The following is a 26,059-nucleotide window of genomic DNA, read 5'->3' on the forward strand; positions in this document are numbered from 1 at the left end:
TATTTGAGGTATAATTTTGCGTCATTGTAATGGATGAAACGCCGTTAGTAAAACAAGTTACTGTCTTGCTTGCTCTGAATTACCTGCTATTCGTCATCGCATTCAAAACTAGATAGTGCATAGTGAATTTGCTCAAAATCAAAACCTCGATATTGCAAAAAGCGAATTTGTTTCGCATAAGCTTTTTGATCTTGAGCTTTTTGACCTTTAAATTTTTTAAATGCCGTCTGCTTTGCCAGCTCAAACCAATCCTGAGGCTCCTCATTGAATGCCTGCTCAATATCATCTTCAGTGACTCGTTTGAGCATCAGCTCCTGCTGAATACGACGCTTACCATGGCCTTTAAACACATGCTGACGAATCTGACTCTTGGCATAACGCACATCATCCATCCAACCATAACCAATACAATATTCTAAGGCTTGCTGAATATCTTGTTCGGAAAACTCTTTTAACTTGAGCTTTTGTCTTAACTCAAATTCACCATGATCGCGCCGACTCAATAATTGTACTGCGACTTCTTTTGCCGATAAGGTTGTTTTCTTTCTTTGCATTTTGATCAGCTCTGTTCATGACGACATCGATGAAAGTACCATCAATGAAAAAGCCCCACACTAGGCAGGGCTTTGATTTATTTTCTATTATTGATAATGCTTAAAATTCATCACCAGATTCAATTTCAGCCGCTTCAACGACCTCTTCCGCTTCAACAACAGGAGAGAGCAGCATTTCACGCAGTTTGCTATCGATTTCTTGAGCAATATGGGCATTTTCTTTCAAGTATTTACAAGCATTTGCTTTACCTTGACCGATTTTGTCCCCTTGATAGCTGTACCAAGCACCGGCTTTATCTACAAGCTTGTTTTTCACCCCTAGGTCAACTAACTCACCTTCACGGTTAAAGCCTTGGCCATAAAGGATCTGTGTCTCAGCTTGTTTAAATGGTGCTGCAATTTTGTTTTTCACAACTTTAATACGAGTTTCATTACCGACTACTTCGTCGCCATCTTTAATTGAACCTGTACGGCGGATATCGAGACGAACTGAGGCGTAGAATTTTAGCGCATTACCACCAGTTGTGGTTTCTGGGCTACCAAACATCACACCAATCTTCATACGAATTTGGTTGATGAAGATACACATACAATTAGATTGTTTTAAGTTACCGGTTAGCTTACGCATCGCTTGAGATAACATACGAGCTTGAAGACCCATGTGGCTATCGCCCATTTCACCTTCAATTTCTGCTTTTGGAGTTAATGCTGCCACAGAGTCGACAACCAACACATCAATCGCACCAGAACGAGCTAACGCGTCACAAATTTCTAATGCTTGCTCACCAGTGTCAGGCTGTGAAACCAATAAATCATCAATGTTAACACCGAGTTTTTTTGCATAGATAGGGTCCAGCGCGTGTTCGGCATCAATGAACGCACAAGTTTTACCAGAACGCTGCGCCGCGGCAATCAATTCTAACGTTAACGTGGTTTTACCCGAACTTTCAGGGCCGTAAACTTCAACGATACGTCCCATTGGTAAGCCGCCCGCACCCAAGGCAATATCTAAAGCAAGAGAACCTGTAGAAATCGTTTCTACATCCATCGTACGGTTATCACCCAATTTCATAATTGAGCCTTTACCAAATTGTTTTTCGATTTGGCCAAGTGCCGCCGCTAGAGCCTTTTGTTTGTTCTCGTCCATTCTAATTCCACCTATCGGATGCGTTAAACATATTCTTTAATATACGATTCATTATACTGTTGATTTGTACAGTGTCCACACCTGTGTTGTATTTTTTTATTTTCTTTTTAATCTTGCTCACGATCGAGAATATCTTCTAAATGCTCTAAGGCATGCCAGCAAGCTTGCAGACGAACTTCTTCACGATTACCACTAAAATGGTGGGTTGCCGTTTCAAGGACACCTTGCGCATTTCCCCAGCCAAAACACACTGTACCTACAGGCTTCTCTTCCGTCCCACCACTTGGGCCAGCAATCCCGCTCACCGCCACCGCGTAACTGCCACGAGAAAATTGTAATGCTCCGAGCACCATTTCATTTACCGTCTGCTCACTGACCGCACCAAACTCCTCTAGCGTTTCAGCTTTGACATCCAGCATTTCCATTTTAGCTTCATTACTGTAAGTCACGAACGCACGGTCAAACCAAGCCGAGCACCCTGCTGCATCCGTAATGGCACTAGCAATCCCACCGCCAGTACAAGATTCCGCAGTCACTAAAATTTGTGATTGTTGTTTCAGTTTGATTCCGACTCGTTTACTTAAAATATGCAATTCAGATAAGTTCATCGTTGTGCTCCCTTCTTTTTAGTACATGCATCTCTATTTTTGTGAGCTTACTTAACTTTTTTAAGTAAATTCATGGTTCGAACTCACACACACGGTTTTTTAATCCACGTTTAAGTATCCTTTCCTTCTATACTTTTTTAGCTCAAATTCAAAAAACAATACGTTCTATAGGGAAATGACCATGTTAAAAAAATTTGTTAAGCAAAGCTTAGTTAGCCTTTCACTCGCGATTTCCATTCCAGTGTTTGCAGCAAGTTACACAATAGGAACGGGAAGCCAGAGTGGTACATACTACCCACTTGGAGGCATCTTAGCCAAAATTTGGAGTGAAAATATTACCGATTTTGATATGCGCGCCGAAGTCACCGCAGCTTCTGTGGAAAATACTATCAAAGTCGCAACGGGTAAGCAGTTAGTCGGTATTGCCCAAGGTAATGTGGTTTTACAAGCAAACCAAGGTATCAAACCTTTCCCTCGTAAAATGGATGTTTCCGTTTTATTTGCTCTTTACCCCAATGCGGTACAATTTATGGTTCCTGCCAATTCTGATATTCATTCTATAGCTGATCTAAAAGGCAAGCGCATTTCACTAGGAGCCCCTGGTTCAGGTACACGAGTCAGTGCTATCAATATTCTTAATACTTTAGGTGTGACGGAAAGCGATATTAAACCACAATCACTCAACTATACCGCCACCACCAGCGCCCTAGCGAATGGGCAAATCGATGCTGGTGTGATTGTGGGAAGTTTAGGGGTTGGGGCTATTACCGAATTAGCACTGACGCGTAACATTCGTATTTTATCGTTTAGCGATGAGGAAATGAAAAAAATCATTGCCGCTGAACCGTCATATCAAGCTCTTGAGGCTCCAGCAGAAAGCTATAAAAACGTTCCAGCATTTACAACCCCTGCTGTCTGGAATGTACTCGTAGTCAATAAAAACATGCCAGAACAACAAGCTTATGAGATGACAAAAGTTGCGTTTGAAAATATGGGAAAAATACGTCAGGTGGTTGGCGTAACTAAATTTACTACCTTGGAGAATATGAACAAATTATCTGGTATAGCACTACACCCTGGAGCTCAAAAATACCTTGATGAGCAAATGAAAAAATAACCCCACTTCACCTAACCAGTCAGGCAACAAAGTATCTGTCGACTGACTGGTTATAGAGTCTCACTTTATTCACCTATTCGTATTTTGGTTTTTTCATATGGAGTTTGAAATGACAAAATCCAAACCGCTCAACCAAACTGTCACGGATTCTATCGTTTGGGTAGCAGCTATCATTGCTATTGGCTTATCCGTATTTCAAGTATGGCAAGGTTTACAGCCGACATTATCGGCCCCTGTTTTTCGTCCGGTTCATTTAGCTTGGATTTTAACTTTAGCTTTTTTGCTCTACCCTGCGTTAAAACCAGATACACCTTATTCTTTTCTTTATGTAACGAGTCGAATTGTAGACATTATCTTCATTGTGGCCACCTGCTGGGCCACCTATCAAATCAGCATTTTCGATTATGATGACATTAGCTTTTTACTGGATGGTTTACAGCCACTAGATCAAGCAGCCGGAGTGATATTAATTATTGCGTTATTAGAGGCTACACGACGAACTGTCGGCTTTGTGATGGTTTTTATTGCTGCGGTATTTTTAGCTTATGCTTTTTTTGGTGATGCCTTACCAGCGGGTGTGGCAAGTAAAGGATTTTCATTAGAAGAGATCATTCGTTTCCATATTTTTTCGACTAATGGTGTGTTCGGTGCCCCTCTTGCCATTGCGGCAGGTGTGGTCTTCATCTTTGTTTTATTTGGGGCATTTTTACAAGTGACCGGTGCTGGGCAATTTTTCATCGATGCCGCCTTTGCGGTTGCTGGGAAATATCGCGGTGGGCCAGCTAAGGCCAGTGTACTTGCTTCCGCTGCCTTAGGTTCTATATCCGGTTCAGCCATTGCCAATACTGTCACCACAGGTGCCCTTACCATTCCAATGATGAAACGCCTTGGCTATAAACCTGAACAAGCTGCTGGGATAGAAGCGGCGGCTTCAACCGGCGGGCAAATCATGCCTCCCGTAATGGGAGCAGGTGCTTTTGTCATGGCGCAATTTACTGGAATTCCTTATAGCGACATTCTACTGGTGTCGATAGCCCCTGCAATCCTCTACTTTGCCTGTACTTTACTGTATGTGCATTTAATGGCCTGTAAATTAGGGCTTGAAGGCATGAGCGTGACCGACAAGATTGGCGTTGTGATGCAAAAAGGCTGGCACTTTTTAGTTCCTTTGGTCTTCATTACTACGTTGTTATTAATGAGCTACTCACCAGTTTTAGTCGGCATTGCTGGGTGTGCCGCCATTTTAGTGGCAGCCATGTTAAGAAAGCACAGCCGCATCAGCTTTCAGGTATTTTTACAAGGGTTAAAAGAAGGGGCGATTTCAGCCATTCCTATTTCGATTGCCTGCGCGACAGCGGGAATAGTCGTCGGTGTAGTCGGGCAAACCGGCATAGGTTTACAATTTACTCAATTTTTGATTGCTTTATCTGGTGGGCATTTATGGTCTGCATTGGCTTTAATAGCCATAGCTGCGGTAATTCTAGGGATGGGATTACCCGTCACCGCCGCCTATATAGTGTTGTCGGTTATGGCCGTACCAGCTTTAAATGATTTTGGTTTAGGCTTACTCACGGCCCACATGATCGTTTTTTGGCTATCACAGACTTCCAATGTGACTCCACCTATTGCTTTAGCGGCCTTTGCAGGAGCAGGGATTGCTGGAGCTTCACCGATGCGCTCAGCCATTCAAGCTTTCAAACTTGCGCAAGGCTTTTTCATTATTCCTGCCATGATGGCATTTTCCGGATTAATTTGGATTGATGGAGAGCTCAGTCATTTCTTAATTGGAGTGCTCACTACACTGGGGCTGATCTTTGCTTTTGCTGGGGGAATAGAAGGTCGTTTAACTCATAAACTCAACCTAATCGAACGAGGATTATTGCTGCTACTCGCATTGGGTATCTTGTTCAGCGATGACATATACCGGTTGATCTGTCTAGCCCTCGTGGCGCTGATTATGTTATTGAATGCGAAACGCCCGCTCGCGACAGTTTGATGAAAAGTTTCACCTTTTGCTGGCTCAGTTCTAAACAAATTGAGCCATTTTTTGCGGTTATTTTCTGCCATCATCCGCTTGTTGATTGCTTTCTGAGGTCATGAAAAATATCATGTCGCCCAGTGATGTAAATTATTAAAAAAACTTAGGTGATCCGCGTGGCTAAATCTGAAACCCATACCCCAATGATGCAACAATACTTGCGTTTAAAAGCAGAAAATCCCGATATTTTACTGTTTTATCGTATGGGTGATTTTTATGAGTTATTTTATGATGATGCCAAACGTGCTTCACAACTCTTAGATATTTCCCTTACCAAACGAGGCGCTTCAGCCGGAGAGCCTATCCCGATGGCTGGTGTCCCTTTTCACGCAGTAGAAGGGTATTTAGCGAAGCTGGTTCAATTAGGTGAGTCAGTGGCTATTTGTGAACAAGTCGGTGACCCGGCGACCAGTAAAGGCCCTGTTGAGCGTAAGGTCGTTCGTATTGTCACGCCGGGTACGGTAACCGATGAAGCCCTCTTACCTGAACGTATTGATAACTTAGTGGCGGCCATTTATCAGCAAAACGACCAATTTGGTTATGCTACGCTTGATATGACTTCCGGTCGTTTCCAATTGTGTGAGCCGGAAACTTGGGAAGCGATGCAAGCTGAATTACAACGCACTTCGCCTAAAGAGCTGCTCTATCCTGAAGATTTTGCCGCCACAACCTTATTAGAAAAATCGCAAGGTCAACGCCGTCGCCCTATCTGGGAATTTGAATTAGAAACCGCCAAGCAACAATTGAATATGCAATTTGGCACCAAAGATCTCATTGGTTTTGGCGTTGAAAATGCCACGCTAGGGTTATGCGCTGCCGGTTGTCTTATCCAATATGTCAAAGACACACAGCGCACAGCCCTGCCGCACATTCGCTCACTTACCTTTGACCGCCAAGATGACTCGGTGATCTTAGATGCCGCAACACGCCGTAATCTCGAAATTACCCAAAATCTCGCTGGTGGCAGCGATAACACCCTTGCTGAAGTATTGGATAAAACCGCAACGCCCATGGGCAGCCGCATGTTCAAACGTTGGTTACATCAACCAATGCGAAACAATGAGGTCTTAAATCAACGCTTAGATGCCATTACGGAATTGAAAGAAAATGGCTACTTTGCTGAGCTACATCCAAGCTTAAAAAGTATCGGTGATATTGAACGTATTCTGGCTCGTTTAGCTCTACGTTCCGCTCGCCCACGAGATCTTGCCCGTTTGCGTAATGCGATGCAGCAATTACCCGAGCTCAACACTCTAACCTGTGACTTTGAACATGCTTACTTACAAAAACTGGCTAAGGCATGTTTGCCTATGGATGCGGTTTGTTCGCTATTAGAGCATGCCATCAAAGACAATCCACCCGTGGTGATCCGAGATGGCGGGGTATTAGCTCAAGGCTATCATGCTGAATTAGATGAGTTGCGCAATTTGGCAGATGGGGCCACTGAGTATTTAGAAAAAATGGAAACGGAAGAACGCGAACGTTATGGCATCGACAGCTTAAAAGTAGGCTATAACAATGTGCATGGTTTCTTTATTCAGGTCAGCCGCGGACAAAGTCATCTGGTGCCGACTCATTATGTACGTCGTCAAACGCTAAAAAATGCCGAACGTTACATCATTCCAGAATTAAAAGAGCATGAAGATAAGGTGCTCAATTCAAAGTCGAAGGCACTTGCATTAGAAAAACGTCTGTGGGAAGAGTTATTTGATCTTCTGATGCCGCATTTGGAAAGTTTGCAAACCCTCGCTGCATCACTGTCTCAATTGGATGTGTTACAAAATTTAGCCGAGCGTGCTGATTCACTCAATTATTGCCGTCCTACCTTAACTCAGCAGCCAGAGTTACACATTGAGGCAGGTCGCCATCCTGTAGTTGAGCAAGTTTTAGATGTCCCCTTTATCGCAAACCCAGTTGAGCTGAATGCCCAGCGTCAAATGTTGATCATTACCGGCCCCAATATGGGAGGTAAATCGACCTACATGCGACAAACCGCGTTAATCGCTTTGCTGGCACATATTGGTAGCTATGTACCTGCGGAATCTGCCAAAGTGGGTACGATTGATCGTATTTTTACCCGTATTGGCGCACAAGATGATCTGGCTTCAGGCCGCTCTACTTTCATGGTCGAAATGACGGAAACCGCCAATATCCTTCATAACGCCACCCAAAATAGCTTAGTTTTAATGGATGAAATTGGGCGTGGTACTAGCACTTACGACGGCTTATCTTTAGCTTGGGCAAGCGCACATTGGCTAGCAACAAAAATCAAAGCCATGACGTTATTTGCAACCCACTATTTCGAATTAACAGAGCTACCAAGTCAGATTAATCATTTAGCGAATGTCCATTTAGATGCCATTGAACATGGTGATACCATCGCCTTTATGCACGCCGTACAAGAAGGGGCGGCAAGCAAATCTTACGGCTTAGCTGTTGCAGGATTAGCGGGGGTACCCAAAAATGTCATCAAACAAGCGAAAGCCAAATTGCAACAGCTTGAAGCGCTCGGTCATCAAAAAGCCGATACCAAACAACCAGCCTCACCGTCTAAAACAGTGGTCACCGAGCAACAACTGAGTTTAATCCCTGAATTGAGCGAAGTGGAACATGCTTTGGAAAACATAAACCCTGATGACATGAGCCCAAGAGAAGCATTGGATGCCTTATACCGACTTAAGAGCTTAATGGCTTAGAGACGAATAAAAAGCGGTTTCTCGTAGTTCGTGGCTCGTGGCTCGGAAAAGAAAAATACTTTTTCGAGAAACGTACAACGCCCGAGATACGAGCCACGAACATGCTCCTTTTAGGAACTTTACCAACAAAAAAAGGGAAGCCCCAGTAGCTTCCCTTTAGCAAGTTAATGATGATTTAAATCATTCGTAATCGGCATCAAATAAAGATTCCATGCTTAACCCTTGTTTCATTAAAATCTCTCTTAAACGACGTAAACCTTCTACTTGGATCTGACGCACACGTTCACGAGTTAAATTAATTTCACGACCCACTTCTTCTAAAGTGGAGGGTTCATAGCCTAAAAGACCAAAGCGACGCGCAAGCACTTCTTTTTGTTTCGGGTTCAATTCATCCAACCAATCGATTAAAGAAGACTTAATATCATTATCTTGAGTGGAAACTTCCGGATCGGCATTATTAATATCAGGAATAATATCCAGTAAGGCTTTTTCACCATCACCACCAATCGGAGTATCGACAGAACTAACTCGCTCATTAAGACGCAACATCTTACTGACATCTTCAACTGGCTTATCTAATTGGAACGCAATTTCTTCTGCTGTAGGTTCATGATCTAGCTTTTGTGCTAACTCACGGGCCGTACGCAAATAAATATTAAGCTCTTTCACCACATGGATAGGCAACCTAATGGTGCGTGTTTGATTCATTAAAGCGCGTTCGATGGTTTGACGAATCCACCACGTTGCATAAGTAGAAAAGCGGAATCCACGCTCAGGATCGAACTTCTCTACTGCTCGAATCAGGCCTAAGTTACCTTCTTCAATGAGATCAAGAAGTGCTAAGCCACGGCTATTATAGCGACGAGAGATTTTCACTACTAAACGTAAATTACTTTCGATCATACGCTTACGGGCTGCAGCATCACCACGCAATGCTCGACGTGCATAGAGGACCTCTTCTTCTGCGGTAAGAAGAGGTGAGAAGCCTATTTCACTAAGATAAAGTTGAGTCGCATCAAGGGTTTTAGCCGAGACTTCATACTCTTCTTTAACCTCATTTTTTTGCGATGTTTCTTCCGTGTCTATTGCATCGACATCAAATTCTGAATCGTCAATGTCGTTCAATTTAGTTACTGCATTGCTGATACTCATAAGCGCCTCCCCTTGGCGAATTAAGTTTTAGCAAGACATAACAACTTAATATGTCCCTATTGTAAGTTTCCTACTGCAAATAGTTTTCTGGATTTACTGACTTTCCTTGGTATCGAATTTCAAAGTGCAGGCGAACACTATTGGTCCCTGTACTTCCCATAGATGCAATTTTCTGGCCAATTTTCACTGATTGTCCTTCTTTAACAGATAAACTGTCATTGTGAGCATAAGCGCTTAGGTAATCATCATTATGTTTTATGATAATAAGATTGCCATAACCTCTTAGTGCATTGCCGGCATAAACTACGACGCCAGCAGCCGTTGATACAACGTCTTGCCCTCTTCTCCCAGCAATATCAATCCCTTTGTTTCCTTGGTCACCAACAGAGAACTTGCTGATCACTCGTCCTTTGGTTGGCCACACCCAGCGTCCTATCTTGGCATTAGTTGATGTAGATTCAGTGACAGTATTATTATTTTTGTGTGTTTTCTGAGTTTCAACATACTCTTTTGACTTCGGTTGTACAACAGGGGCGGAAGGTTGTTTGCTTGCAACTTTAGTCGTAGATGTCGAAGCTATATGGCTATTACCGGCTCCTGTTCCATCAAAGGCAGGAGGAACATACACCGGTCGCCATAAATTCAGTTTTTGCCCAGGATGAATAATATAAGGTGGCTGTAAACGGTTAAAACGGATAATGTCGTTAACATTTTTATCCGCTAAGTAAGAGATCAAATAAACCGAGTCGCCTTTTTCTACGATGTAATAGCTTCCTTTGTAACTACCACGGTCATTTTTTTCAGGATTGAATGAGCAACCCGATAAAAAGACCACTAAAAACAAAGATATTAATATTTTTCTTTTCCACAACAAGCTTAATACCTTCCTTTAAATTAGGCCAATTCACCGGCAATTAATGGCACAAATCGAACGTCTTCTACCAAAGTAGAAATACACTCTCCATTTCGTTTTTGTATTTTTATTAATTCTTGATGTTGCTCACCAATTGGAATAACTAAAACGCCACCTTCGGCAAGCTGCTCTGTTAAAGCGATAGGTAAGTGCGCTGCCGCTGCCGTGACAATAATGGCATCAAACGGTCCTTTCGCCGCCCAACCTTGCCAGCCATCTCCATGTTTAGTTGAGACATTATAAATATCTAAATGTTTCAACCGACGCTTCGCATCCCATTGCAAAGATTTAATCCGTTCAATCGAATAGACGTGATCCACTAATTTAGAGAGTACCGCCGTTTGGTAACCAGAGCCTGTCCCTACTTCTAACACTCGGCTATTCGGCTTAAGTTCCAGTAATTGCGTCATCTTAGCAACGATATAAGGTTGCGAGATCGTCTGCCCGGCTCCAATAGGTAAAGCGTTGTTATCATAAGCTTGGTGGCGCATTGCTTCCGATACAAAATATTCGCGCGGTAATAGTCGCATGACTTCCAGTAAGCGCTCGTCATCAATACCTTTTTGCTGTAAAAAAGACACCAACTTGTCTGCTTTTATATTTTTCATTCTTGCCTATGTTGTCGTCTATTTTGGAGTAACCCAATTTTCGATGTGTTGCATGGCTTCATACGCTGTCAGATCAACTCGTATTGGTGTGATTGACACCTCACCTTTTTCTATCGCATAAAAGTCAGTGCCTTCACCGGCATCAGCTTCTTTCCCTGGAGGACCTAACCAGTAGATTTCCACACCTCTAGGATCATATTGTTTGATCATATCTTCCGCATGGTGACGGGCACCCAAACGGGTAACGCGAGTAGCCCCTAGTTGATCCAGTGACAGGTCTGGCACATTCACATTAATTAAATGTTTGTTTGGAATTGGATTTTTTACATGCTGAAGCACCAATTCTTTCACAATCTGTGCAGCGGTATCAAAATGAGTTTTACCCACTAAGGAAACTGCAATCGATTGAACCCCGAGAAAATGCCCTTCCATCGCGGCCGCAACCGTGCCTGAATAGAGCACGTCATCGCCTAAATTCGCCCCATGATTAACACCCGAGATCAGCAAATCAGGCATCTCCTCTTTTAATAACTCATTCAGAGCAAAATGCACACAATCGGTTGGCGTGCCTTGTACCGAATACACATTAGGACGCACTTGATTCACTCGCAAAGGGGATTCTAATGTTAATGAATTCGAAGCCCCTGATCGATTACGATCAGGAGCCACAATGACGATCTCTGCGATCTCTGATAAACATTGAGCGAGTGTATTGATCCCTTGTGCATTCACACCATCGTCATTACTAAGTAAGATTTTCATCATCATTCCTTGAGATTGGTTACACGGCTCTAATCTGCATATACACGTTGCACTTCAACTTCGTTGATAAGCTCACGTAGAATTGAGGTGGCAAAACATCCGGCTGGTAAAGAGAAAGACAACACGATATCGTCTTGCTCTTGATGCCATTGCATATTGTGCGCCGTTAAACCAATAACACGACGATCATGACGCATCCGATTTCCACGGATTAGCTTCATTAAATCTTCCTCAGCATCAACAAAAACTTGTTCTAACTGTAATGCTTGTCCTTGAGTTGGTAACGCATTGTCCCCTGCTAAAGCCGCTGTGATTTGAATCTGAGCTTGCGCTAACTGCGGTTGTAGTTGCGTAATATTGTCCGCATCCACCATCAGAGTTTCACCTAATGAGTTTCGCACAATGTCACCTTCTAATAAGGTCTCAAATACACCTTGTTCAATACGGCTTGAAACAATGTGGTTAAAGATCCAAGAGCGGGCTGTCGATAAATACATACTGCGCTTATTTTGATTGCGAGTTCGTACGTTATCACGCCCCCAGCGACGGGCTTCATGTAAGTTATTTCCTTCGCGACCAAAGCGCTGAGCCCCATAATAATTAGGGACACCCAAATGCTGAATTTTTTCTAAACGAGCTAAGATATCCGCTTGATCAGAGATATCAGTCAGTCGAATCACAAATTGATTACTGGCTAAATCTCCAGGGCGTAATTTTTTATTATGACGTGAAGTTTCAAGGACTTTGATACTCGGATGCAAGTCTTCAAGCTCTTGAGGATCAAAGCGCATTTCAGGTTTTGGTAAATGCACACTTAACCATTGCTCCGTGACAGCATGTCGGTCTTTTAATCCTGCCCATCCTACATTTTTTGATGGCACCCCACAAAGTCGTGCTATTTCATTCGCGACAAAGGCGGTATTTTCCCCTTCTTTACGAATGCGCACCATTAAATGCTCGCCTTCACCAGAAAAATCAAAACCGAGATCTTCAATCACTTGAAAGTCTTTTGCTTGAGCTTTAATTTTTGCTGTCGCAATGGGTTTTCCACATAAGTATGCAAATGGCGCTAAAATATCTGTCATAGTAAAATCTTTTTATAGGAATTATTGTCGGATAATCAGAGCGACTGCTTCGCAAGCAATCCCCTCTTTTCGACCTGTAAAGCCGAGTTTTTCTGTAGTGGTTGCTTTGACATTCACATTATCAAGCTCGGTTTCTAAATCAGCTGCAATCGCTTCTCGCATGCTTTGAATATAAGGCAACATTTTAGGTGCTTGTGCAATGATGGTGACATCGGCATTCCCTAATCGATACCCTTTTTCTTTCACAAATCGATACACTTCACGTAGCAATGCACGGCTATCTGCGCCTTTCCACTTGTCATCGGTATCCGGAAAATGTTTACCAATATCGCCCGCTGCAATCGCCCCTAATAAGGCATCGGTTAAGGCGTGTAAAGCCACATCACCATCAGAATGGGCCAATAAACCTTGTTCGTAAGGGATTGCTACACCACCAATAATCACCGGACCTTCACCGCCAAATTTATGCACGTCAAAACCATGACCAATTCGAATCATTATAATACCTACTAAACGTTAATAAGATTGAGAAAGAAAAAACTCAGCCAAGGCTAAATCTTCCGGCTGGGTGACTTTGATATTATCGCTCCGCCCTTGAACAATCAGAGGAGAATAACCTATCGCTTCCATCGCAGAGGCCTCATCGGTAATGGCTTTGTTATGTGCTAACCCCTCTTCCAATGCGCTTTTAAGATTGATTAAGGGAAACATTTGCGGAGTCAATGCATGCCATAAATGTTCACGTTCTACCGTATGATCAATAACCACATGGCCATTATCTTGATGTGTGCGTTTCATCGTATCACGAACCGGCGCAGCCAAAATGCCCCCTTGATTCGTGGTTTGGCATTGCTCAATTAGTTGCTCAATATCCGCTTGATGGACACATGGACGGGCCGCATCATGCACTAGCACCCAAGGGTATTGATGCGCATAATGCTGAGATAAGTATTGTAAGCCTGACAACACTGAGTCTACTCGTTCTTTTCCACCCGCCACACGAACAACATTTTCAGCCTTAGCTAAAGGAAGTTCCGGATAATACTCATCCCCGTCACTCACCGCGATAACCACTAATTCAATCGCTGGGTGCGCGAGTAAATGCTCAACGGTATGCTCTAATATAGTTTTGCCATGTAAGGTTAAATATTGTTTAGGGTGATTGGCTTGCATACGCTTACCAACCCCTGCTGCCGGGACAACCACGGCAAATCGAGAAGGAAAATCTATCATCGTAGCTCATCATCTGAATTAAAAGTGGCATTAGCCTCTGAGTCATCACCAATGATTCGGTAGAAAGTCTCGCCGTTTTTTATCATGCCTAATTCATGCCGAGCGCGTTCTTCAATAGCATCTAACCCTTGGCGTAAATCGTCAATTTCAGCAAACATCAGATGATTACGCTTTTTCAAACTGTTATTCACTTCTTGTTGCACCGCAATATCAGAATGAACGGCTTGATAATCTAAAATGCCATTCTTACCAAAGAATAAATCATATTGAAGTGTCACCAAGATAGCGATGAGTAGTAAAATAAATATTCTCATCATAGACTCACTATCAAATTATTGCGCTAATGATACCTTATTCGAAGAATTGAAGCATAATAATACAGGTTAAAAGTTGGAAAGATTAAGGATGGGGCGTGGCTAGGAAAAGTGAGTATTGGTTGCTAGTTCCTAGTCTCTGGTTTCTAGGAAAAGCTTAACCGCGATCGCTGTTACTTTTACACGCAACACTCAATATAAAATTCGCCATAATCTTTTCGGCTCCCGAGTCAAACGTCCTCGAAACTCAGCTCAGCTTTCACCTTCGAGCCACGAGAAGCGAAGCGCTCAAGCTACGAGAAACGTATCTTTAAAAACAAAAAAATCCCCGCCGAAGCGAGGATTTCAAAGTATCAATCAAACTAATTCAATAACGAATTATTGGCCTTTAACTTCTTTCAAACCGTTGAAAGGACCTTTAGCGCCTAGAGCTTCTTCGATACGGATAAGTTGGTTGCCCGCTCTTAGGTGTTAGCAGCAACACGGTAAGAACGGCTCATCGTTCTTACTTTCTTGTGGCATAAAAAAACCACCTCCGAAGAGATGGTTTTAACAAGACTAAAAGTCAGCTAATTCGCAATGAATTATGCTTGGCCTTTAACTTCTTTAAGACCGTTGAAAGGAGCTTTAGCGCCTAGAGCTTCTTCGATACGGATAAGTTGGTTGTACTTAGCAACACGGTCAGAACGGCTCATCGTTCTTACTTTCTTGTGACATAAAAAAACCACCTCCGAAGAGATGGTTTTAACAAAACTAAAAGTCAGCTAATTCGCAATGAATTATGCTTGGCCTTTAACTTCTTTCAAACCGTTGAAAGGAGCTTTAGCGCCTAGAGCTTCTTCGATACGGATAAGTTGGTTGTACTTAGCAACACGGTCAGAACGGCTCATTGAACCAGTTTTGATTTGGCCTGCAGCAGTACCTACCGCTAGGTCAGCGATAGTTGCGTCTTCAGTTTCGCCAGAACGGTGAGAGATTACTGCTGTGTAACCTGCATCTTTAGCCATCTTGATTGCAGCTAGAGTCTCAGTTAGAGAACCGATTTGGTTGAATTTGATTAGGATAGAGTTAGCAACACCCATTTCGATACCTTTTGCAAGGATCTTAGTGTTAGTAACGAATAGGTCATCACCTACTAGTTGAAGTTTGTTACCTAGTAGTTCAGTTTGGTGCTTGAAGCCATCCCAGTCTGATTCGTCAAGACCATCTTCGATAGATACGATTGGGTATTGGTTAGCTAGGTCAGCTAGGTAGTGGTTGAATTCTTCAGAAGTGAAGATTTTACCTTCACCTTTCATGTTGTAGTTGCCAGCTTCTTTGTCGTAGAACTCAGATGCTGCACAGTCCATCGCTAGAGTAACGTCTTTACCTAGCTCGTAACCTGCAAGCTCAACGGCTTCTTTGATTGCTGCTAGAGCGGCTGCGTTTGATTCTAGGTTAGGAGCGAAACCACCTTCGTCACCTACTGCAGTGCTTAGGCCTTTTGCTTTAAGAACTTTAGCTAGGTTGTGGAATACTTCCGCACCGATACGTAGAGCTTCTTTGATTGTAGATGCGCCAACTGGTTGAATCATGAATTCTTGGATATCAACGTTGTTATCAGCGTGCTCACCACCGTTGATGATGTTCATCATTGGTAGAGGCATAGAGAATACACCTGGAGTGCCGTTTAGCTCAGCGATGTGCTCGAACAAAGGCATGCCTTTAGCAGCTGCAGCAGCTTTTGCGTTTGCTAGAGAAACAGCAAGGATTGCGTTTGCACCGAAGTTAGATTTGTTTTCTGTACCGTCTAAATCGATCATGATTTGGTCGATTGCAGCTTGGTCTTTAGCGTCTTTGCCTACTAGAGCTTGAGCAATTGGGCCATTTACAGCTTCGATTGCTTTAAGAACACCTTTACCTAGGAAACGTGATTTGTCGCCGTCACGTAATTCAAGTGCTTCACGAGAACCAGTTGATGCGCCAGAAGGAGCAGCAGCCATACCTACGAAGCCACCTTCTAGGTGTACTTCAGCTTCTACAGTTGGGTTACCACGTGAGTCGATGATTTCGCGACCTAGAACTTTAACGATCTTAGACATTAATGTTTCCTCTCGTTCAATTTAAATATAAATGTCAAACTAATGGGTAGTCGCACAACAGACGCCACTACCCGTATCCCTTTTACATCTTACTTTCAAAGTTTGCCAATCAGGCAATTATTCAAATTCACCGCGTTGGTTTTGACCCGCCGCTTTAACAAAACCTGCAAATAATGGGTGACCATCACGAGGTGTTGATGTGAACTCTGGATGGAATTGAGCAGCCACAAACCAAGGATGATTTGGATTCTCAATCACTTCCACTAATTTTTTATCCGCCGATAAACCAGATACTTTCAAACCTGCTTTCTCAATTTGAGGACGCAAGTTGTTATTCACTTCGTAACGGTGACGATGACGCTCATGAATTTGAGCATTACCGTATAATTCGTACGCTTTTGTCCCTTTTTCTAAGTGACAAAGTTGTGAACCTAGGCGCATTGTACCACCTAAATCAGAATCTTCTGTACGCTCTTCTACTTTACCTTCTTGGTCTACCCACTCAGTGATAAGACCAACAACTGGGTACTTAGTTTCAGCGTTAAACTCTGTTGAGTGCGCACCTTCCATACCGACAACATTACGTGCGTATTCGATAAGTGCAACTTGCATACCTAAACAAATACCTAGGTAAGGTACTTTTTTCTCACGTGCGTATTGAGCTGCAAGAATCTTACCTTCAATACCGCGATCACCAAAGCCTCCTGGGACTAAGATAGCATCAACGCCAGCTAATAACTCAGTGCCTTTTGATTCCACATCTTGAGAATCAATATACTTAATATTAACGCTGAGACGATTTTTCAAGCCCGCATGTTTTAATGCTTCGTTAACTGATTTATAAGCATCTGGTAATTCAGTATATTTACCGACCATACCGATAGTCACTTCACCCGTTGGGTTAGCTTCTTCATAAATCACTTGCTCCCATTCTGATAAATTAGCTTCTGGCGCTGTAATACCAAAACGAGTACACACTAAATCATCCAGCCCTTGAGCACGGATCAATTGTGGAATCTTATAGATAGAATCCACGTCTTTCATAGAAATAACGGCTTTTTCTTGTACGTTACAGAACAAGGCAATTTTCTTACGCTCGTTCGGTGGGATCATGCGATCGCTACGACACACAAGAATATCAGGCTGAATACCGATAGACAGTAATTCTTTTACTGAGTGCTGTGTTGGCTTCGTTTTCACTTCACCCGCAGCCGCTAAGTAAGGAACCAGTGTTAAGTGCATAAATAATGCATTTTCACGCCCTACTTCAACCGCTAACTGACGAATGGCTTCCATAAATGGTAGCGATTCGATGTCACCAACAGTACCACCGATTTCAACAATCGCAATATCATGGCCTTCAGAACCAGCAATAATACGGTCTTTAATGGAGTTAGTAATATGAGGGATAACCTGAATAGTGGCACCTAGGTAATCACCGCGACGTTCTTTACGTAGAACATCTTCATATACGCGACCGGCAGTAAAGTTATTACGTTTGCTCATCTTGGTACGAATAAAACGTTCGTAGTGACCAAGGTCGAGATCGGTTTCAGCACCGTCTTCGGTAACAAACACTTCACCGTGTTGGATTGGGCTCATTGTACCTGGATCCACGTTAATATATGGATCAAGTTTCATCATAGTCACTTTAAGACCACGAGCTTCTAAAATCGCTGCAAGTGATGCTGCTGCAATACCTTTACCTAGAGAGGATACGACCCCACCAGTAACAAAAATGTAATTTGTTGTCATGCTTAACCTGAAGTTGGTTGAATGAGGGAAATGGATTTCTTCTGGATGGGATGAAATTATACCAGCTCCCCTTTTCCGCTACAACGTGAAATCTATCACACTCAGTTATTTTATTTCTTGCTTCAAATCAATTTAGCCTTTTCAGCCAAACCAACCCAATAGCAGCTACGAATAATAACCATATAAAACAAATGGTAAGCGATTATTTAGATGGTTATTTAGTTTTTTCTTGTCGTTTTATATTTTCCCAATGACGATCAAGCTCTGTCAGGGTGCAATCGCTTAATTTTTTTCCTTGTTGCCCCACACACGTTTCGACGCCACGAAAGCGTCGCTCAAATTTTTGATTTGCCTTAGATAAAGCTGATTCAGGATGATGTCCTAAATGTCTCACTAAGTTGACTGTCGCAAATAACAAATCTCCCAGCTCTTCTTCAATGCGTTCTGAATTCTGTTCAACTTGCAGCGCCTCTTCCATGACCTCATCAATTTCTTCATGTACTTTTTCGACAACCGGCCCTAAAGAGTCCCAATCAAAACCATATTGAGCGCATTTTTTTTGGATTTTATTAGCGCGTGCTAGAGCTGGTAATGATGCTGGTATTGAGTCTAGAATACTTTCTTCTTGTTTGCCTAATTGTGCTTTTTCTTTTTGTTTTTCCGCTTCCCAACGCTGATGTAATTGCGCTTCATCAGCCACTTTTTCATCAGAAAAAACGTGTGGATGACGTCGAACTAACTTCTGATTCAGTCCGTGGACGACATCATCAAAATCAAATAATTGCTGTTCTTTCGCCATCTGGCTATAAAAGATCACTTGAAATAACAAATCACCTAATTCTTCTTGTAAGTTGAGCCAATCTTGTTTGTGAATCGCATCCACCACTTCGTAGGTTTCTTCAATCGTATGAGGAACAATGGAATCAAATGTTTGTTTGATGTCCCATGGACAACCATTTTCTGGGTCTCTTAATTGCTGCATGATGGCTTTAAGTTGTTCTATCGGCTGAGTCATATTGTTCTCGTTCTCATCAATGTTGCTCTCAATTTGAGATGAAATTTACTCTAAAAAAAAGACACTGCACCAAGCTGGGCAGTGTCTTTTTTATTATCCAGGATCACTTCAAGCGTTTCACTCGCAGTACATCTTTAAGCTGCTCCACCCGGGCAATAATGCGCGACAGCACCTCAACATTGGTGACTTCTAAGTTAAAGTCCATGATCACGATTTGACGTTTATAATCTGTCCGGCTGTTCATTCCGCTGACTTTGATCTTTTCGTTGGCAAATAACGCCGTGACATCTTTAAGCAAGCCACTACGCTCTAATGCTTCAACTCGAATCGTCAAAATATAATGCCCGGTGAAACCTCGTCCCCAAACAGTATCAATAATTCGTTCCGGCACATGATGCTTCAGTTCTTCTAATTGTTCACAATCCATGCGATGAACCGATATCCCTCGCCCTTGAGTGATGTAACCACAAATTTCATCACCAGGAATAGGCTGACAACAACGTGCCAGATGAGTCATTAAGTTATCAACCCCTTGTACTACAACCGCATCTTTACGTGGGCGGCTTTCATGGGCTTGTTGTGACTCTTGTAATTTCGCAAGCGCTTGTTGGTCTTCTTCCTCTGCACTCGGCTTATTCACTAACGCATTAATATGATTGATCACTTGGTTAATGCGCAAATCACCACTGCCAATCCCTGCAAACAATTCATCAGGGGAGTTCACATTAAAACGTTTAAGTGCGTATTGTTGAGCATCTTTTAAGGTCGCGCCGATTTTTTGTAATTCACGCTCCAGAATATCTTTGCCGGCTTCAACATTCTTCTCTCGGCTTTGCTTTCTAAACCACGCATTGATTTTCGCGCGCGCTCGACCTGAATGCACAAAACCTAAGTTGGGGTTAAGCCAATCACGTGATGGGTTGGGTTCTTTTTGAGTGATGATTTCAACTTGATCGCCCATCGCCAATTTATGAGTAAATGGCACAATACGTCCACCAACTTTGGCACCAATACAACGATGCCCCACTTCAGAGTGAATGTGATAGGCAAAATCCAGTGGCGTCGCCCCCATTGGTAAGTCGACCACATCACCACGTGGGGTAAAGGCATACACGCGATCATCAAATACTTGGCTGCGCAACTCATCCAGCATTTCACCAGAATCGGCCATTTCTTCTTGCCAATCAATCAGCTTACGTAACCAGGTGATTTTCTCATCATAACCACTACGACCAGCTGAGCTGCCTTCTTTGTACTTCCAGTGCGCTGCGACCCCAAGCTCAGAGTCTTCATGCATTTGCTTGGTGCGGATCTGAATTTCAATGGTTTTGCCTTCCGGCCCTAATACCACGGTATGAATGGATTGATAACCATTGGGTTTGGGGTTCGCTACATAGTCATCAAACTCACTCGGTAAGTGTTTATATTTGGTGTGCACCATCCCGAGCGCGGCGTAACAATCTTGTAGTTTATCGGCAATAATCCGTACTGCTCGTACATCAAAGAGTTCATCAAAAGCGAGATTTTTCTTCTGCATTTTGCGCCAAATACTATAGATATGCTTCGGTCGACCACTGACTTCTGCATTAATATTGGCGTCTTTCATTTCTTTGGACAAATTGGTCACAAAGTCGTGAATATATTGCTCTCGGACAATTCGTCTCTCGGATAACTGTTTGGCAATTTTCTTATAAATATCAGATTGTTGATATCGAAAAGCGTAATCTTCAATTTCCCATTTTAGCTGACCAATTCCTAAACGGTTGGCCAATGGTGCATAGATATTGGCACATTCTTTGGCGGCCGCTTGACGAACCTCATCGGGCTCATTTTTCACTTCACGTAAGTTACAAATACGCTCAGCTAGCTTGATGACTACACAGCGAAAATCATCCACCATCGCAAGTAGCATTCGGCGAATATTATCCACTTGTTCTGACGCTTCCGACGCATCCAAACTAACATTGAGTTGGCCGATAGCGGCCATTTCTTCCACTCCATCGATAAGCTTGACGATTTCTTTGCCATAGGTCTCAATCAAAACTTCTCGTTCCAACAAACCAGATGTCACGACAGGAAATAACTGCGCCGCAATGAGTGTTGGTCTGTCCATCGAGAGCGTGATCAATATTTCGATCATTTCACGTCCACGCCACAATAGAATCGAGCGGTCGGGATGCTTTTCTAACAAGCGCTCACACTCTTGATAGACTTGCATTAACTTATTACCGGTCTTTCCATCTTGACGTAAGCTTTCAATCCAAGACTCAAGTTCAAATTGTTCGTTTTTGTTTAAATGTGCGCTTCTGACTGCGACCATTACACTGTCCTGCTTATCGATTTCTATAATTAATAGGTCAACTAAGTAAAGAAACTGCCTTATTTCTCTACCGATGTGCCGTTAAAATAATTTCAATTTCAATGGCTTTTTATCACTTTTCTTCGAAGGCTTACGTGATAAGCCTCTTTGATTGTTAGCTTTATTGATATTTTTGCCTTCATAAATAAACAAAGCCATAGATTCAAGATGGCTGGTATGAGGGAACATATCCATCATAGCGAATTTAGCCAAGCGATACCCTTGTTTTTGAAGACTACCACTATCTCTTGCAAGCGTGGTGGGATTACAGGATACATAGACAATTTGCTTTGCCCCTAGTTCGGCCATTTTGTCGATGATGCCTGCCGCTCCAGCTCGTGCCGGATCCAATAACACCTTATCAAAGGCTTGCTTAGCCCAAGGTGCGCGTGTTAGGTCTTGCTCCAAGTCGGCTTGGTAAAACTCAATATTCTCTAACTGATTAAGCTGAGCATTCTCTTTCGCTCTGTCCACCATGGCTTGGATCCCTTCAACTCCCACCACGGTGTGAGCTTGACGAGCCACTGCTAAACTAAAATTACCTAAACCACAAAATAAATCCAATATGCGGTCGGTTTTGGTGATCGCTAACCAATTCACCGCTTGCTTCACCATTTTTTCATTGACACTTTGATTCACTTGAATGAAGTCGGTCGGCAAAAAGTTAATCTTGTTACCTGTTTCGACACATTGTAATGGCTCACCAATTAAACACTCTAGCTTTCCTTCATTTCCTAACCAATACACAGTGAGATCATGTTGACGACCAAAGGCAACTAAACGTTGATTCTCTGATGCCGTTAATGGCGCGGTATGTCGCAATAACATCGCCTTATGTTGACCATCAAATACCACTTCAACATGACCTAAGGCACGCAAGTTATCAAAATGACTTAATACGGTTTTAATCTCAGGTAATAACTGGTTTAGCTCGGGTTCGAGAACAGGACAGTCAGTAATATTAGCAATATCCTTGCTCGCTTTTTTTCTAAAACCAAACAATAACTTTTGTTGTTTATTATCAAACAACACACTGATACGCGCACGGCGGCGATAGCCTTTTGTTTGAGAGACAATACTCTCGCTCATTTGAACATCATCATGAGCAAATTTCGTCAATAACGATTGTAGCGATTGGGCTTTATGGGCTATTTGGGTTTCATGATCAAGGTGCTGCATATTGCAACCACCGCAGTGATGATAATGAGGGCAAAACGGTTCAATTCGTTGAGCACTGGCTTGTTGAATAGAAATCAACTTACCACGTGAAAACTTACTTTTTTGTTCCATCACTTGTACGACAACGGTTTCCTTAGGAAGAGCACCGTCAATAAACATCGGTTTATTCTCATAATAAGCAATACCGACACCTTGATGATCCAGCTTTTCAATGGTCACAACTTGATGTTTTTGCTGATTGTTTTTTGTTTTTTTTGCTTGGTAAAAATTGGCCATTGATACGGATACCCATAATGAATAAGAGTGGCTCACCCTTATCGATAAAATAATGAAAAACTGTCACCGCTACTTGCCACAGTCAAAGTGTTAAAAGTAGAGCTGATTTTTATGTACTGAATTCATGATTATTCACAACAATGATTGTCGAATAGTCCTGAGTTGATTAAGCTAAGGAAATACGGCGATTGAACCGTTTTTTTGTCTCAATAAAAGTCAATCATAACCTTGTTCTGACGTTTCATTGTGCGAATAACTTACTCTATCTGCTATTTTCCCATATCCAGACAGGCTTGTAATTAAAGAATCATGAGAAGGTATGGCTTACGTGCCCGCGTAATCACATTAACATTAGCACCGACCTTGATCATCGGCTTAATGTTAAGTGCATTTTTCACAATGAATCGCTACAACGATCTTGAATCTCAATTAATCACATCAGGTACTGATATTATTGAGCCGTTAGCCATTGCCAGTGAATACGGGATGACTCAACAGAGCCGAGAAGCGGTAAGACGCTTGATCAGTTACGCTCATCGTAAACATTCCGATATTGTACGCAGTATTGCTGTTTTTGACTCTCACCATGAGCTGTTTGTGACGTCTAACTTTCACCCCAATTTTCAATCATTAACTTTTGATAAAACTAAACCTATCCCTTTGCTCAGCACCATCGAGGCTTCTAAAGATAATCCGAATTTATTAATTTTAAGATCGCCCATTTTAGCGGAAGGTCAATTTACTAACTCCCGAGGCAAAGGCGTTAACCCTAATCAAGCACTGGGTTATATTGCAATCGAGTTAGATTTATCATCCTTACGTTTACAACAATACCAAGAGATTTTTGCTGCCTTTATTGTACTGCTCTTTGGGATGGGGCTTTCGGGATTTTTTGCCTATCGCTTAATGCGCGATGTCACCTTGCCTATTTCACACATGGTGAGCGTTGTTGACCGTATTCGTCGTGGTCATCTCGATGTGCGTATCGAAGGTAAGTTGCATGGCGAATTAGACACACTAAAAAGCGGCATTAACGCCATGGCCATTTCACTTTCTGAATACCATGTGGAAATGCAACATAGTATTGACCAAGCCACCTCTGATTTACGAGAGACATTAGAACAGTTAGAAATCCAAAACATTGAATTGGATATTGCTAAAAAACGAGCCCAAGAAGCCGCTCGCGTGAAATCCGAGTTTTTAGCTAACATGTCACACGAATTACGAACACCATTAAATGGCGTGATTGGTTTTGCTCGTCAAATGCTAAAAACCGAATTAACCCCCAACCAAGTCGATTATCTACAAACGATTGAACGTTCAGCCCAGAACTTATTGTCTATCATTAACGACATTTTAGACTTCTCGAAACTAGAAGCGGGCAAACTGCTACTCGAAAATATTCCATTCAATTTACAAGATGCCTTAGATGAAGTGGTATGTTTGCAGGCCCCAAGTGCACATGAGAAAGGGTTAGAAATCACTCTCAATGTCGATTCAAACATACCTCAAAGTATGGTTGGTGACCCTTTACGTATCCAACAAGTTCTCACCAACCTCGTCGGCAATGCGATCAAATTTACTGAGCGTGGCAATATCGATATTTTAGCCGAATTACGCTCACGCCAAGATAAGAGTATCGAAGTACAATTTATGGTGCGAGATACTGGGATTGGAATTTCAGAGCGACAGCAATCTCAGTTATTCCAAGCCTTTAGTCAAGCCGATGCCAGTATTTCACGACGTTATGGTGGCACGGGCTTAGGCCTAGTGATCACGCAAAACTTAGTCAGCCAAATGGGAGGAGAGATCAGCCTAACCAGTCGTCTTCACCAAGGTTCAACCTTCTGGTTTAGTGTGACTTTCCAAGCAACCAATATGCCATTAGTCCCGCAAATTGATACTTCTTATCTGCAAGGACGTAGCGTGCTGCTGATTGAACCGAACATGCCAGCGGCGGCCGTTATAGAACAACACCTCATTGGTCTCGGTATGGATGTCACTTATCAGTCTCAATTGGCAGAAAACCCTGAGCGCTTTGACTTCGTTTTACTCAATTTACCCCCGAATATAGAGCATGAGCTCAGTTCAATCTATAGCATGATTCAGCAAGCTTTAAGGCTTTCTCCTAAATTGATCTTAGGGTTACCGAGCACCGAGTTAGCACTCGCAGAAACCCTAATAAAATTGTATCCGGTTCAATGCATCGCCAAACCGATTGTGAGACGTAAACTGATTCAGTTAATGTTGCCTCACCAAGCGCAACCACTCTTAACGGCCACCTCCCAGCCTCATAAAGAAGTTCTGCCCCTCAAGGTTATGGCTGTAGATGATAACCCGGCTAACTTAAAACTGATCAGTGCGTTATTGGATGAGCAAGTACAACAGGTCGTGGCGTGCAGCAGTGGTCATGAAGCCGTGGAACGAGCTAATCAAGAGAAGTTTGATGTTATTCTCATGGATATTCAAATGCCGCACATGGATGGGGTTACCGCCAGTCAAAAAATAAGGCAAACGGTATTCAATCATCAAACCCCTGTCATTGCCGTAACCGCGCATGCCATTGATGGTGAGCGAGAGCGATTACTGCAAGCGGGAATGGATGATTATTTATCAAAACCAATAGAAGAGCATGTCTTACATCAAGCCTTAGTGCATTGGAATCCTTACACTAAGCACGGCATGATTGAACTCCTCAATTTATCTGAACTGCAAAATCATTCAGCGCCGATGTCTACTGAGCCACACGATCATAACTCCAGTATTGACTGGCCAAAAGCGTTAAAACAGGCGGCAAATAAAGAAGATTTGGCGAAAGATATGCTACAAATGCTGATTGAGTTTTTGCCTGAAGTTGAAGATACCATTGAAAAAGCGCTCACCGAGCCGCAACAATATCAAGAATCTTTGCTCGCCCTAGTGCATAAATTACATGGCAGTTGCTCTTATAGTGGCGTTCCTAAGCTACAAACCTTATGTGCTACGATTGAAACGGCCTTACGCTCAGAGCAAGAGATTTCTGATATAGAGCCTGAATTATTTGAATTACAAGATGAAATGCAAAAAGTGAAACACGATGCAAAACCTTTATTAGACTGAGTTTTGCCGGCCATTCCCGCTATCACAATAAAAAAATCGAGCCACTTGAGCTCGATTTTTTATTCTAA

Annotated in this window: 20 protein-coding genes and 1 pseudogene; 4 read left to right on the forward strand and 17 right to left on the reverse strand. The window is 42.6% G+C overall.

What is annotated here, in order from left to right; genetic code table 11:
* Positions 1 to 86 precede the first annotated feature (86 nt).
* From recX to pncC, 3 genes are all read right to left on the reverse strand, one after another.
* Positions 87 to 554 (reverse strand): recombination regulator RecX, encoded by a 468-nt coding sequence (gene recX, locus VCA1004_RS08565; RefSeq protein WP_086983108.1) that lies wholly within the window; start codon positions 552 to 554, stop codon positions 87 to 89.
* A 100-nt stretch (positions 555 to 654) separates the two neighbouring features.
* Positions 655 to 1,701: a recombinase RecA gene (gene recA / locus VCA1004_RS08570; RefSeq protein ID WP_086983106.1), complete on the reverse strand. Its 1,047-nt coding sequence runs from the start codon at positions 1,699 to 1,701 to the stop codon at positions 655 to 657.
* A 107-nt stretch (positions 1,702 to 1,808) separates the two neighbouring features.
* Entirely contained in the window at positions 1,809 to 2,309 is a 501-nt protein-coding gene (pncC, locus tag VCA1004_RS08575; RefSeq protein ID WP_086983104.1) for a nicotinamide-nucleotide amidase, read from the reverse strand.
* A gap of 181 nt (positions 2,310 to 2,490) precedes the next feature.
* Here pncC and VCA1004_RS08580 point away from each other — a divergent pair, with 181 nt between their 5' ends.
* From VCA1004_RS08580 to mutS, 3 genes are all read left to right on the forward strand, one after another.
* Positions 2,491 to 3,426 (forward strand): TAXI family TRAP transporter solute-binding subunit, encoded by a 936-nt coding sequence (locus VCA1004_RS08580; RefSeq protein WP_086983102.1) that lies wholly within the window; start codon positions 2,491 to 2,493, stop codon positions 3,424 to 3,426.
* Between the two features lie 109 nt (positions 3,427 to 3,535).
* Positions 3,536 to 5,422 carry a TRAP transporter permease gene (locus VCA1004_RS08585; protein WP_086983100.1) on the forward strand — a complete coding sequence of 629 codons (1,887 nt, stop codon included), beginning with the start codon at positions 3,536 to 3,538 and terminating at the stop codon, positions 5,420 to 5,422.
* A 185-nt stretch (positions 5,423 to 5,607) separates the two neighbouring features.
* Positions 5,608 to 8,160 (forward strand): DNA mismatch repair protein MutS, encoded by a 2,553-nt coding sequence (gene mutS, locus VCA1004_RS08590; RefSeq protein ID WP_086984636.1) that lies wholly within the window; start codon positions 5,608 to 5,610, stop codon positions 8,158 to 8,160.
* Positions 8,161 to 8,340: 180 nt separating this feature from the next.
* Here mutS and rpoS read toward each other — a convergent pair whose 3' ends face one another.
* The 14 genes and pseudogenes from rpoS to rlmD all read right to left on the reverse strand — a co-directional run bounded on the left by rpoS (position 8,341) and on the right by rlmD (position 22,892).
* Complete coding sequence (rpoS, locus tag VCA1004_RS08595) at positions 8,341 to 9,312, reverse strand: RNA polymerase sigma factor RpoS (RefSeq protein ID WP_086983098.1); 972 nt, start codon at positions 9,310 to 9,312, stop codon at positions 8,341 to 8,343.
* Between the two features lie 70 nt (positions 9,313 to 9,382).
* Positions 9,383 to 10,186 carry a peptidoglycan DD-metalloendopeptidase family protein gene (locus VCA1004_RS08600; protein WP_086983096.1) on the reverse strand — a complete coding sequence of 268 codons (804 nt, stop codon included), beginning with the start codon at positions 10,184 to 10,186 and terminating at the stop codon, positions 9,383 to 9,385.
* 20 nt (positions 10,187 to 10,206) lie between these two features.
* Entirely contained in the window at positions 10,207 to 10,833 is a 627-nt protein-coding gene (locus tag VCA1004_RS08605) for a protein-L-isoaspartate(D-aspartate) O-methyltransferase (protein WP_086983094.1), read from the reverse strand.
* An 18-nt stretch (positions 10,834 to 10,851) separates the two neighbouring features.
* Entirely contained in the window at positions 10,852 to 11,595 is a 744-nt protein-coding gene (surE, locus tag VCA1004_RS08610; protein WP_086983092.1) for a 5'/3'-nucleotidase SurE, read from the reverse strand.
* Positions 11,596 to 11,624: 29 nt separating this feature from the next.
* Complete coding sequence (truD, locus tag VCA1004_RS08615) at positions 11,625 to 12,680, reverse strand: tRNA pseudouridine(13) synthase TruD (protein ID WP_086983090.1); 1,056 nt, start codon at positions 12,678 to 12,680, stop codon at positions 11,625 to 11,627.
* A 21-nt stretch (positions 12,681 to 12,701) separates the two neighbouring features.
* Positions 12,702 to 13,178, reverse strand: a complete 477-nt coding sequence (gene ispF / locus VCA1004_RS08620) for a 2-C-methyl-D-erythritol 2,4-cyclodiphosphate synthase (protein WP_086983088.1) — start codon at positions 13,176 to 13,178, stop codon at positions 12,702 to 12,704.
* Between the two features lie 18 nt (positions 13,179 to 13,196).
* Positions 13,197 to 13,913 (reverse strand): 2-C-methyl-D-erythritol 4-phosphate cytidylyltransferase, encoded by a 717-nt coding sequence (gene ispD, locus VCA1004_RS08625; protein ID WP_086983086.1) that lies wholly within the window; start codon positions 13,911 to 13,913, stop codon positions 13,197 to 13,199.
* Entirely contained in the window at positions 13,910 to 14,227 is a 318-nt protein-coding gene (ftsB, locus tag VCA1004_RS08630; protein WP_086983084.1) for a cell division protein FtsB, read from the reverse strand. Before ftsB ends, ispD begins: the two co-directional genes overlap by 4 nt.
* Before the next feature lie 584 nt (positions 14,228 to 14,811).
* Positions 14,812 to 14,934, reverse strand: a pseudogene (locus VCA1004_RS15335) (hypothetical protein); the annotation flags it as partial.
* A 72-nt stretch (positions 14,935 to 15,006) separates the two neighbouring features.
* Positions 15,007 to 16,308 carry a phosphopyruvate hydratase gene (gene eno / locus VCA1004_RS08640; RefSeq protein ID WP_086983080.1) on the reverse strand — a complete coding sequence of 434 codons (1,302 nt, stop codon included), beginning with the start codon at positions 16,306 to 16,308 and terminating at the stop codon, positions 15,007 to 15,009.
* 117 nt (positions 16,309 to 16,425) lie between these two features.
* Positions 16,426 to 18,063 carry a CTP synthase gene (locus VCA1004_RS08645; protein WP_086983078.1) on the reverse strand — a complete coding sequence of 546 codons (1,638 nt, stop codon included), beginning with the start codon at positions 18,061 to 18,063 and terminating at the stop codon, positions 16,426 to 16,428.
* A 214-nt stretch (positions 18,064 to 18,277) separates the two neighbouring features.
* A complete protein-coding gene (gene mazG / locus VCA1004_RS08650) occupies positions 18,278 to 19,078 on the reverse strand; it encodes a nucleoside triphosphate pyrophosphohydrolase (protein ID WP_086983076.1) in 801 nt (266 codons plus the stop codon).
* A gap of 103 nt (positions 19,079 to 19,181) precedes the next feature.
* The gene (gene relA, locus VCA1004_RS08655; protein WP_086983074.1) at positions 19,182 to 21,398 is read right to left on the reverse strand and encodes a GTP diphosphokinase; all 2,217 of its coding nucleotides are present in this window, start codon (positions 21,396 to 21,398) and stop codon (positions 19,182 to 19,184) included.
* 81 nt (positions 21,399 to 21,479) lie between these two features.
* Positions 21,480 to 22,892, reverse strand: coding sequence for a 23S rRNA (uracil(1939)-C(5))-methyltransferase RlmD (gene rlmD / locus VCA1004_RS08660; protein ID WP_086983072.1), 1,413 nt, complete (start codon positions 22,890 to 22,892; stop codon positions 21,480 to 21,482).
* A 309-nt stretch (positions 22,893 to 23,201) separates the two neighbouring features.
* Here rlmD and barA point away from each other — a divergent pair, with 309 nt between their 5' ends.
* Positions 23,202 to 25,991, forward strand: coding sequence for a two-component sensor histidine kinase BarA (gene barA / locus VCA1004_RS08665; protein ID WP_086983070.1), 2,790 nt, complete (start codon positions 23,202 to 23,204; stop codon positions 25,989 to 25,991).
* The last annotated feature ends 68 nt before the right edge of the window (positions 25,992 to 26,059 follow it).

The sequence above is a fragment of the Vibrio aphrogenes genome (assembly GCF_002157735.2).
GTDB lineage: Bacteria > Pseudomonadota > Gammaproteobacteria > Enterobacterales > Vibrionaceae > Vibrio > Vibrio aphrogenes.